We start from the raw sequence: 11084 nt of genomic DNA on the forward strand, positions 1-11084 counted from the left end.
GGCAGCTGTCGCGCGCGCCCGAAACCCCAGCAGACCAGCACGAAGCCCACCAGCGCGACCAGCGCGAACAGGCCCTTCCATCCGCGTTCGCCGAACCGTGTGATCTGCCGCTGGCGCCAGCGGGGAAAGAGCAATGGCAGCAGGTGCACGCCGAGAAAGACGAACAGTCCGATGATCAGCAGTTGCATCGCAGTTCTCCCTGGAGCGAAGGCTGGATCATAAGCGGATAGCGCCGACCGCCTGGCGGCCGCGTGGGCAGTGCGAGTCCCCGCCGCGCGCCGGTGTCATTCGAGCCGCGTTACGTCCACGGCCAGCACGGTGCTGCCGGGTTCCGGCCGTACGCGAATCGGCGCCGCGCCCGGGCGCACCCAGGCGTCACCTGTATCCAGTGCGGCGTCGTCCAGCCGCAGCCGGCCGCGCGCGCAGTAGAGCAGCACGGTGTCCGGCCCGATCACGCCTTCGACCGGGTCGCGCCACACCGAGACCTTTCCCTGGGCGCGTCCCCTGCGGGTCATCAGGTTGAAGTCGCGGGTGGCGCCGCCGGCCAGGATGATCGCCACCTGCGCCTCGCCGGGGAAGGCGAACGGCGCGAAGGGTTCGGTCAGGGCGTGCCTGCGGCCGTCATCGAGCGCCATGGTGAAACCGGCGCCATCGAGCAGCACGATGACGCGGTCGATGCCGGGAAAGGCGGAGAACGGCGCAGCGCTGTCCACCTCGGCCACGCTCACGCGCCAGAGGAAATCGTCCATGCCTGCGCCCGGTGGTTCGACGGCCAGCTCGCGCGTGCGGCCCAGGCCGTTCTTCCAGGGGCGGGCAGGGCAGTCGTGCAAGTGGATGATGGGCATGCCGCCGATTGTAGGGTGGGCTGAAGTCCACCCTACGCGACGCGCTCGATCACCCGCTCGAACGGCGGCAGCGCGCGCAGCATGCCGGCGCCGTAGCGCTTGGTCACCACGCGCCGGTCCAGGAGCACGATGCGGCCGCGGTCGGTCTCGCTGCGGATCAGGCGGCCGCAGTACTGGGTGAGCAGCCGCGTGGCCTCCGGAATGCTCACCTCCAGGAACGGGTTGCGCCCGCGCGACTCCAGCCATTCGGCGTAGGTCGCGCCGACCGGGTCGGTGGGCACGGCGAACGGCAGCTGGGTGATCACCACCGTCTCGCACAGCTTGCCGGGCAGGTCCAGGCCCTCCCCGAAGGAGGCAAGGCCGAACAGCGTGCTGCCCTTGCCGGCTTCGACGTCGGCGACGTGCTCGGCGATCAGCTGCGCCTTGCCCAGCGAACCCTGCGCGCGCACCTTGCGCACCTTGTCGATCGGCAGGCGCTGCAGCACGCGGTCGAGCTTCGCGCGCGAGGTGAACAGCACCAGGTTGCCGGCGCCCCAGTCCAGGTGCTCGGCCAGCCAATCGCAGATCGCCTGCGCGTGTTCCTCGCGCGCGTCGGGCAACGCGTCGATGGCGGGCACTTCGAGGCGCGCCTGGCGCGCCAGGTCGAAGGGCGAGGGCAAGCTCAGCGTGACGGCGTCGTCCGGCAGGCCCACCGCGTCGGCAAAGCCGCGGAAGTTGCCGCCAGCGCTCAGCGTGGCCGAGGTCAGCACCACGCCGCTGGCGTTGTTCCACAGCACGTGGCGCAGCAGGCCGCCGGCGGAGACGGACGAGGCGTGGCAGACCAGCTGCTGGTCGGCGGCCAGGGTGACCCAGCGCGCCAGCGGCGGCGCGTGCTCGGCGTCCTCGCCGGACCAGGCGCGCCAGGTGCGCTCCTGCCGGTCCAGCCGCTCCAGCGCCATGCCCAGTTCGCGCGCGAGCGCCTCCTGCGTGGGGCCGCCGTCGGTCATCTCGACCACCGCGCGGCGCACGGCGGTGAGCCAGCGCTGGATCTCGGCGGTGAGCAGATGCAAGGCCTGCGCGTGGATCACCCAGTCCTCCGGCAGCTGGCCGAGCGAGCCGCGGTACATCGGCTCGCTCTCGGCCGGATCGGGCAACCAGGCCAGGCGGATCGCCTTCTCCAGTTCCTCCAGGCCGTCGGAGAGTTCCTGCAGCTTGGCGTCGCCGGTATCCAGCGTGAGCTTGCCCAGCGATTCCTTGTCGGTCAGCGAGTAGGCCGCGTGCACCTGGCGCGCCAGGCGGCTCAGCTGGCGCACGCTGGCGCCCAGGTAGACCTCGGCGGCGCCGCGGTCGATCGCCTTGGCCGGCACGTGGTGCGCCTCGTCGAAGACGTACAGCGTCTGCGCCGGCTTGGGCAGGATCACGCCGCCCCAGCCTTCGTCCTCGCCGGGCATGGTGAGGTCGGCCAGCACCAGGTCCTGGTTGGCGACGATCAGCTCGGCGTCGGCCACCGCGCGGCGCGCGGCGAAGAACGGGCAGTTCATGAAGTGGATGCACTTGCGCCCGGTGCAGCCGCCCGCGCTGGTGGTGAGCATGGGCCGCAGCAGGTCGCCGACCGGCTCGGGCGCGGCGTCCATGTCGCCGTTCCAGTCGCCGCGCTCGAACGCGCCGGCCAGCTTGGACAGCGCCTGCTTGTCGCGTTCGGCCGGCGGCTTGGACCACAGCGCGAGGTCCGCGTCGAAGCCCAGGCCCATCTGGCCGGCTTCGGCGCCCAGGCTCTGCCGCGCCATCGCCAGGTTGCGCGGGCACAGGTAGCGGCCGCGGCCCTTGGCCAGCGCGACCTTGGCCTCGTGGCCGGCGAGCTTGAGGTACAGCGGGATGTCGCGCTCGACCAGCTGTTCCTGCAAGGCCACCGTGGCGGTGGCGATCAGCAGCTTCTTCTTCTGCGCGCGCGCCACTTCCATGCCGGCGATCAGGTAGGCCATCGACTTGCCGGTGCCGGTCGGCGCCTCGATCGCGGCGGCGCCGCTTTCGCTCGCCAGCGCCTTGGCCACCTCGGCGATCATCCGCCCCTGCGCGGCGCGCGGACGGAAGCCGGGCAGGCCGTCCTTCAGGCGCGCGTAGGCGGCGCGGATCGCGTCCTTGGTGGGGTCGGTGAGCATCGCGTGATTCTAGCCCGGCAATGCCGCGGGCCGGCGTTCCTCGCGCGGCATCGACGCGATTCAAGCTAAGCAGGGAACAGCCGATCCTGTGATCGAGATCAACAGTGTGTGTATTGCGCTCGAGGACACGACGGTAGTTCCATGAAGCAGTCTCGCCCGAACGCGTCCGCGTGCCGGCATGCGGAAGGATGCGAGCGGATCCTATCCTGGGAGCGGTTCGCATGAGTCTCTCGCGCGCCCTGCCGATCCCGCTGGCGGACACCGGCCAGCTGGCCTGGCTGACCCGGCTGGTCAAGGCGACCACGCCGGCGGCGGTGGCCGAGACCGTCGCCGCCTTTGCCCACGCCCGCACGGACTGCGCCGACGTGAGTGTGGTCTGGACCGGATCCGGCGCGCCGCAGGTCTTCAATACCCTGGGACGGATTCCGGACGCCGGCCGCATCGCGAGCGCGCGGGCGTTGCTCGCGGGCTCAGCGGCGCGCTTCGTGCTCGACGGCCACTGCCTGGCGGTGCGCCTGCTGCAGCAGGAGCGCGCGGTGCTGCTGCTCGCGCCCGCCCGCGGCCAGCGGCCCGGGCCGCTGGTGGCTTCGCTCGAACCTTTCCTCGAGCTGGCCGTCCACCACCTGCAGCGCGTGCTGCAGCTGGCCGACCTGCAGGATTCGCACAAGCAGCTGGTCCGTTCGGAAACCCTGCAGCGCGCGCTGTTTGCGATTTCGGACCTCGCCGGGTCCGACCTGGAGATGTCCGAGATGCTGCGCGGCGTGCACGGCATCATCAGCACGCTGATGTACGCGGAGAACTTCTACATCGTGCGCAGCGATTCCGAGCGCGGGACGATGTGCTTCCTCTACTACGCCGACGTCAAGGACGAGGACGCGCCCAGCATCGGCGAAGACATGCCGATGGAAACCTTGCGCGACGGCCTGACCTGGCACGTGCTCACCGGCGGCCACGCGCTGATGGGCAGCCACGACGAGATCCGGCGCCAGATCAGCGGCGTGCTCAAGCCCTCCGGGCCGGACAGCGTGGACTGGCTAGGCGTGCCGATGCTGCGCGAGGGCCAGGTGCACGGGGCCCTGGTGGTGCAGAGCTACCAGCAGGGCATCGGGTTCTCCGAGGAGGACCGCTCCCTGCTCGAGTTCGTCGGCAGCCATGTGCTCACCACGCTCGAGCGCAAGCAGAACAAGGACAAGCTGGAGGAGCGCGTGCGCCTGCGCACGCAGGAGCTGGCCGAGGCCAACCAGGGCCTGCAGCAGGAGGTGATCGAGCGCCAGCGGGCCGAACGCCTGCAGGCGGCGCTGTTCAACATCGCCCAGCTGGCCACCGCCGACATCGACCAGGCCGAGTTCTACCAGCGGGTGCACGCGGTGGTGGGCGAGTTGCTGGATGCGCGCAACTTCTATATCGGCCTGCTGGCCGACAACGGCCGCGTGCTGGAATTTCCCTACTACGTGGACGAGCGCGACCATCCAGTCACGCGCCCGCTGGGTCGCGGCCTGAGCGAATACGTCATGCGCACCGGGCGGCCGCTGATGGGGCGCAAGGAGGAGGTCGAGCAGTTGGGCGCTGCCGGGGAAATCGATCTGCTGAAGATCCGCGCGCCGGCGCTGTGCTGGCTGGGCGTGCCGCTGCACGTGGGCGAGGAGGTAATCGGCCTGGTCGCCGTGCAGAGCTACACCGACCAGCGGGTGTACGACCTGGCCGACCAGGAACTGCTCAGCTTCGCCGCGCTGCAGATCGCCAACAGCATCCACCGCCGCCGCGCCGCGTCATCGCTGCAGCGCGCCTACGCGGAACTGGAGTTGCGCGTGCAGGAACGCACCAAGGAGCTGCGTCAGGAAATCCAGGAACGCGAACGCATCCAGGACCAGCTCAAGCACGAGGTGATGCACGACGCGCTCACCGGCCTTCCCAACCGCGGCTTCCTGCGCGACCGCCTCGAGCGCGCGCTGTCGATCCTGCGGCGTGAGCCCGGCCGCCGCTGCGCGCTGCTCTACCTGGACGTGGACCGCTTCAAGGTGATCAACGACAGCCTGGGCCACCTGGCCGGCGACATCTTCCTCAGGGAGATCGCGCGCCGCCTGCAGGGCTGCGTGCGCGAACCGGACGTGGTGGCGCGCCTGGCCGGAGACGAGTTCGCGATCCTGCTGGAGGACGTGGAGGTTCCCGCCGCCGCGGTGGCGGTCGCGCAACGCGTGCTCGATGCGCTCAGCGTGCCGATGCAGATCGCCGGGCGCGAACTGGCGCCTTCGGCCAGCATGGGCATCGCCATCGGCGACGAGACCTATCTGACTGCCGACGAGGTGCTGCGCGACGCCGACATCGCGCTCTACCGCGCCAAGGAGCAGGGCCGCAAGCGCTACGAGCTGTTCGACGAGACGCTGGCCAAGAACGCCGTCGACGTGCTGACGATGGAAGGCGAGTTGCGCCAGGCCCTGCAGCGCGACGAGTTCGAGCCCTACCTGCAGCCGTTCTGCCGGCTCGACGACGGCGCGGTGGTCGGCTACGAGGCGCTGTTGCGCTGGAACCATCCGGTGCTGGGCGTGCTCGGCCCGGCCGATTTCCTCAAGGTGGCGCAGGACAGCGGGCACATCGAGACGATCGACTGGCAGTTGTTCGAGCGCAGTTGCGAGCGCTTCCTGCAACTGGAGGACAAGGACACCTTCCTCACCTTCAACGTCTCGGCGCTGCACCTGCGCCATGGCGACTTCGACGCCCGCCTGGTGCACCTGATCGAGCGCACCGGGCTGCCGCCCTGGCGGCTGATCGTGGAGGTGACCGAGGGCTCGTTGCTGGACAATCCCGAGCAGGTGCGCACGATGCTCGATCGGCTGCGCGCGATCGGCGTGGGAGCCGCGCTGGACGATTTCGGCACCGGCTATTCCTCGCTCAGCTACCTGCACTCGCTGCCGCTGCGCATGCTCAAGATCGACCGCGCCTTCGTGCACGCGCTGGGCGAGGACGAGCACACCACCGCGACTACCGTGGTCGCGGCGATCCTGGCGCTGGCGCGCGCACTCAACATCCAGGTGATCGCCGAGGGGATCGAGACGCCGGCCCAGCGCAAGGCGCTACTGGACATGGGCTGCGAGCTGGGCCAGGGCTACCTGCTCGGGCACCCCGCGCCGATCGGGCAGTGGCTCGCGCGCGAGCACGACGCGGATTGAATCCCCTCGTTCCGGGAGAACGGTTTCGTGCGCGAGGACCGCGGCAGTCGCTTCGACTTCGCCATGCGTACAGCGCGGACGGATGGTTCCCTGGCTACCGCCGGCCCGTGATGTCCAGCGCCACTGCCTCGGCAACGCGGATGCCGTCCACGCCCGCCGACAGGATGCCGCCCGCGTAGCCCGCGCCCTCGCCGGCCGGAAACAGCCCGCGCGTGTTGATGCTCTGGTAGTCGCCTTCGCCGCGCCGGATGCGCACCGGCGAGGAGGTGCGCGTCTCCACCCCGGTCAGCATGGCATCGTGCATGGCGAAGCCGCGGATCTGCCGGTCGAACGTCGGCAGCGCCTCGCGGATTGCGCCGATCGCGTAATCCGGCAGCGCAGTGGAAAGGTCGGTCAGGTACACGCCCGGCTTGTACGAAGGCAGCACCTCGCCGAACGCCTGCGAGGGCCGGCCGGCCAGGAAATCGCCCACGCGCTGCCCCGGCGCGCAGTAGTTGCCGCCGCCCATGGCGAACGCATGCGACTCCCAGTGCCGCTGCAGCGCGATGCCGGCCAGCGGTCCCTCGCCGTAGGGCGCGAAATCCGCGGGCGTGATGCCGCAGACGATCGCCGCATTGGCGTTGCGCTCGTTGCGCGAGTACTGGCTCATGCCATTGGTGACCACGCGGCCGGGCTCCGAGGTGGCCGCGACCACGGTGCCGCCCGGGCACATGCAGAAGCTGTACACCGAACGCCCGCTCTGGCCGGCCTTGTTGCCGTGGTGGACCAGCTTGTAGTCGGCCGCGCCCAGGACCGGGTGGCCGGCCTGCGGGCCGAAGCGCGCGCGGTCGATCAGCGACTGCGGATGCTCGATGCGGAAGCCGATCGAGAACGGCTTGGCTTCGAGGTAGACGCCGCGCGCATGCAGCATCTCGAAGGTATCGCGCGCGCTGTGGCCGACTGCGAGCACCACATGGTCCGAGCGCAGTTCGGCGCCGTCGGCCAGGCGCACGCCTCGCACGTGGCGCCCGCCATGTGCATCGGTCTCGACGAGCAGGTCCTCGACGCGCTGGCTGAAGCGGATCTCGCCGCCGAGCGCCTCGATCGTGGCGCGCATGTTCTCCACCATCGTCACCAGCCGGAAGGTGCCGATGTGCGGCTTGCTGACGTAGAGGATCTCCTCCGGCGCGCCGGCCTTGACGAACTCGGTCAGCACCTTGCGGCCGTGGTGGTGCGGATCGGAGATCTGGCTGTGCAGCTTGCCGTCGGAGAAGGTACCGGCGCCGCCCTCGCCGAACTGCACGTTGGACTCCGGATGCAGGTTGCGCTTGCGCCACAGGTCCCAGGTGTCCTGCGTGCGCTCGCGCACCGCCTTGCCGCGGTCGAGCACGATCGGCCGGAAGCCCATCTGCGCCAGGAGCAGCGCGGCGAAGATGCCGCAAGGGCCGAAGCCCACCACGATGGGCCGGTGCGCCAGCCGCTCGGGTGCATGGGCGACCGGGTGGTAGCCGGTGTCGGGCGTGGGCTGCACGTGGCGGTCATCGGCGAAGCGCGCGAGCACCGCGGCTTCGTCGGCGAGGTCCACGTCCAGCGTATAGATCAGCGCGATCGCGCCGCGCTTGCGCGCGTCGTAGCCGCGGCGGAACACGGTGTAGCCGCGCAGCGCGCCCGCGGGCAGGCGCAGCCGCTCGCGGATGGCGGCATCCAGCGCCTGCGGCGGATGGTCCAGCGGAAGCTTGAGGTCGGTCAGTCGCAGCATGGGACTCGCAGGGCGTCGGCCCGACGCGATGACATGGGGCCGGGCGGCGTATTGTCCTTGCGTTGGACCGACCCGGACAAGGCGGGCGTGCGGGGTGACGCGGCGCGACGGGCCTTGCCGCCAGGGGGTCATGCCGCCGCATCTGCGGCACTGACGCGTTGCGCCACTCAGGCGGCGAGGATGGTCAGGAACTGCGCGCCGGTGGCCTGCGGGTGCAGCAGCACCACGCGTGAACCGTACTTGCGCGCGGCCGGCGTGCACAGTTCGCCGTCGTCGGTGATCACCGCCAGCGGCGTGGGATGGGTGGCATCGAGCGGGCGCCGGTAGACCAGCCCGTGTTGCGGGCCGCCGGCGATGATGCATTCGTAGACGCTGTCCATGGCTCAGCTCGGTGGTGGGTTCGAGCGAGGGACAAGCAGGGCGCGGGCCATCCGGCGATGGCGAATGTGCGATCGGTCACGCTTCGCGATGCGCCGGAAAACCGGCGCGTCGCTGGCGTTCATCCGGGCGCGACGGAAGACCGCCGCGCCCGGATGGAATCACTGCTGGGCGCCGGCGATGAAGTCGGTCTTGCCCAGTTCCGCGCCGGCCTCGCGCAGGATCACGTAGGTGGTGGTGCAGTGGAAGTACAGGTTCGGGAGGACGAAGGTGAGCAGGTAGTCCTGCCCGCTGAAGCTCATTTCGCCGTTGCGCATCTTCAGTTCGATCGCGCGCGCCTCGCTGCCGTCGATCTGCTGCGGGGTGAAGCCCTTGATGTAGGCGAGCACCCTGGCGATGCGCGCATAGAGCTGCTCCAAGGTGGTTTCGTTGTCCTCGAACGAGGCCGGTTCCACGCCGGCCAGCCGGGCGGTGCCGCGCGCGGCCATGTCGCAGGCGATCTGCACCTGCTTGGCCAGCGGCAGCATGTCGGGGATCAGCCGGGTGCCCAGCAGCACCTCGTCGGTGACGGCCTTGACCTTGGCGTGCGCCTCGCCCTTCTTCAGCACGTGGAGGAGGTTGGACAACGCGCGCTCGAACACGGGAACGGAAGCCTGGTACATCGAAAGCGTCATGGAAAACTCCAGCGTCAGTGGGTTGGGTCGTGCGGCAGTGCGCCCGCAGGCCCCACCGCGGGGTCCGATGGCGTACCTGCCAGGGATGTGGTGTGCGCGGTCACGCGCGCTGCGATGACGGCGCCGACCGCCAGCAGCACCGCCGACAGCACGAAGGCCAGGCCGGGCAGATGCACCGGCGAGCCGGGGGCGATCGAGAAGGCGAACACCTGCGCGAACAGGTACGGGCCGAAGATGCCGGCGAAGCTGCCCAGGCTGCTGATCGCACCCTGCAGGCGGCCCTGTTCGGAAGGGTCCACCTGGTGCGTCATGATCGCCTGGATCGGCGGCCCGGCCAGGCTCCACAACGCCATCAGCGGAATGCCCACCAGGAACACCCAGCCTTCGCTCGCCACGCCCATCAGCGCGAAGGCGCCGATGCCGAAGAGCAGCCCGGCCAGGAGCACGCGGCGCTCGCCGAAGCGCGGCGTCAGCCGGCCGGTGAGGAAGGCCTGCACCGAGCCGTCGCAGGCGCCCACCAGCATCAGCACGAAACCCACCGCCTGCGGACCCCAGCCGTAGCGGTAGTCGGCGTAGAGCACGAAGGTGGTCTGCAGCACGTAGTGGGCGAGGTAGACCAGGAACATCACGACCGCGAGCCCGAGCACCTGCGGATAGCGGCGCAGCAGCTTGAGCGAGCCCAGCGGATGCGCGCTGTGCAGCTCGAAGCGCGGCGTGCGCCGTTCCTTGGGCAACGACTCGGGCAGGATGAAAAGGCCATACAGGAAGTTGCACAGCGCCAGCCCCGCGGCCACCCAGAACGGCAGCCGCAGCGAGATGTCGCCGAGGAAGCCGCCCAGCCCCGGCCCCATGATGAAACCCAGTCCGAACGCGCCGCCCAGCACGCCGTAGGCCGCTGCGCGCCTCTCCTTCGGCGTGATGTCGGCGATGTAGGCGTTGGCGGTGGTGAAGCTCGCCGCCGTCATGCCCAGCAGCGTGCGGCTGACGAACAGCAGCCACAGCGTGGGCGCCAGCGCGAGCACCACGAAGTCGATCGCGAGCCCCAGGTTGGAGATCAGGATCACCGGCCGCCGCCCGAAACGGTCCGACAGGGCACCTTGCACAGGGGAAAACGCGAACTGCACCACCGCGAACACGGTGGAGAACACGCCCACCCACCACGCCGCCTTGGCGATGCCGCCGCCGGCCAGCTGCTCGATCAGGTGCGGCAGCACCGGGATGATGATGCCGAACGCCAGGATGTCCAGGAACACCGTGACGAAGATGAAAGCCACCGCCGCGCGGCGGCGCGTGTCGCTGAGGGCGGTATGGGTCGAGTCCATGCGCGGGCGCCGGCGGGGGAAGCGCGCACGATAGCGCATCGCATCAGCGCGATTGTTGCGTGCGGGGCAAAGCGGGCGTGTAGCGGGCGCAAGGGCCGGGCGGGTCGCCCGTCTCCGGCCTGCCGCCTTCAACGCGGCGGCTGCGCCAATTCCCGGGCGTCCAGATACCCGTCGCCGTTGCGGTCCAGCCGGTGGAACTGTGCGCGCAGGTCCGCCTGGAACGCGGCCAGCGTGCGCGGCGTGCGCCGCGGTCCGGGCGGCAGTTCATCGGCCTCGAGCACGCCATCGCCGTTGGCGTCCATGGCGCGGAAGCCGGCGCTGAGGTAGTCGACGTATTCCTGCGCGCTGACGCGCCCGTCGCCGTCGCGGTCGAACAGCTTGAGGTAGCCCGATGGGGTGGCCGGGTAGTCCTCTGCGTCAGCGGTGGCGCAGCACAGGGCGAGGAGCAGCAGCAGGCGCATCGGCGCATTGGAGCAGGCGCCCGTCGGCGGTGGCAAGCGGGGAGGGGCTTGTTCAACCTTGCCCTTCGCTCGGAAGGACAAGTTCTGGATCGCGCGCTGATGCCTTGCAGGCCGGGGCCCGGATCAGGCCGGGCCGGCAATGCGGTTGCGGCCAGCCCGCTTGGCCTCATACAGCGCGTGGTCCGCGCGGCGGATGAGTGCATCGGCATCGCCGTCGGTGGCATCGCGCACCGCCACGCCGATCGACACGGTGATCGCCTGCGCCAGCCCGTCGTGCCCGAGCGGCTGCGAGGCCACGTGCGCGCGCAACTCTTCGGCCAGTGCGGTCGCCGTTGCCAGGTCGGTGTGCGGCAACAGCACC

General features: G+C 70.3%; 10 protein-coding genes. 1 reads left to right on the forward strand and 9 read right to left on the reverse strand.

The genetic code is table 11. The features are described 5' to 3' along the window. The 3 genes from HOQ08_RS03540 to dinG form a co-directional block, all read right to left on the reverse strand. The coding region (locus HOQ08_RS03540) for an NnrU family protein (protein WP_291191705.1) at nucleotides 1-188 on the reverse strand (188 nt) is incomplete at its 3' end. Between the two features lie 96 nt (nucleotides 189-284). Beyond that, nucleotides 285-845, reverse strand: a complete 561-nt coding sequence (locus HOQ08_RS03545) for a HutD family protein (RefSeq protein WP_291191708.1) — start codon at nucleotides 843-845, stop codon at nucleotides 285-287. Between the two features lie 32 nt (nucleotides 846-877). Then, nucleotides 878-2983 carry an ATP-dependent DNA helicase DinG gene (gene dinG, locus HOQ08_RS03550; protein ID WP_291191711.1) on the reverse strand — a complete coding sequence of 702 codons (2106 nt, stop codon included), beginning with the start codon at nucleotides 2981-2983 and terminating at the stop codon, nucleotides 878-880. A 221-nt stretch (nucleotides 2984-3204) separates the two neighbouring features. On the opposite strand from dinG, the gene HOQ08_RS03555 reads away from it, so the two are divergent. Further along, nucleotides 3205-6150, forward strand: coding sequence for an EAL domain-containing protein (locus HOQ08_RS03555; protein ID WP_291191714.1), 2946 nt, complete (start codon nucleotides 3205-3207; stop codon nucleotides 6148-6150). Nucleotides 6151-6244: 94 nt separating this feature from the next. Here the strand turns inward: HOQ08_RS03555 and HOQ08_RS03560 are convergent, their stop codons facing one another. The 6 genes from HOQ08_RS03560 to HOQ08_RS03585 all read right to left on the reverse strand — a co-directional run. Beyond that, nucleotides 6245-7888, reverse strand: coding sequence for an NAD(P)/FAD-dependent oxidoreductase (locus tag HOQ08_RS03560; RefSeq protein WP_291191717.1), 1644 nt, complete (start codon nucleotides 7886-7888; stop codon nucleotides 6245-6247). A 167-nt stretch (nucleotides 7889-8055) separates the two neighbouring features. Further along, on the reverse strand, nucleotides 8056-8268 hold the full coding sequence (locus HOQ08_RS03565; RefSeq protein ID WP_291191720.1) for a hypothetical protein: 213 nt from the start codon (nucleotides 8266-8268) through the stop codon (nucleotides 8056-8058). 159 nt (nucleotides 8269-8427) lie between these two features. Then, nucleotides 8428-8940 carry a DUF1993 domain-containing protein gene (locus HOQ08_RS03570; RefSeq protein ID WP_291191723.1) on the reverse strand — a complete coding sequence of 171 codons (513 nt, stop codon included), beginning with the start codon at nucleotides 8938-8940 and terminating at the stop codon, nucleotides 8428-8430. Nucleotides 8941-8954: 14 nt separating this feature from the next. After that, nucleotides 8955-10262 (reverse strand): TCR/Tet family MFS transporter, encoded by a 1308-nt coding sequence (locus HOQ08_RS03575; RefSeq protein WP_291191726.1) that lies wholly within the window; start codon nucleotides 10260-10262, stop codon nucleotides 8955-8957. Nucleotides 10263-10390: 128 nt separating this feature from the next. Next, nucleotides 10391-10723, reverse strand: a complete 333-nt coding sequence (locus tag HOQ08_RS03580; RefSeq protein ID WP_291191729.1) for an EF-hand domain-containing protein — start codon at nucleotides 10721-10723, stop codon at nucleotides 10391-10393. A gap of 123 nt (nucleotides 10724-10846) precedes the next feature. Further along, nucleotides 10847-11084, reverse strand: a 238-nt coding sequence (locus HOQ08_RS03585; protein WP_291191732.1) for a GGDEF domain-containing protein, incomplete at its 5' end; no start/stop codon positions are given.

Source organism: Frateuria sp. (assembly GCF_013362045.1).
In the GTDB taxonomy this organism is placed as follows: Bacteria; Pseudomonadota; Gammaproteobacteria; order Xanthomonadales; family Rhodanobacteraceae; genus Frateuria_A.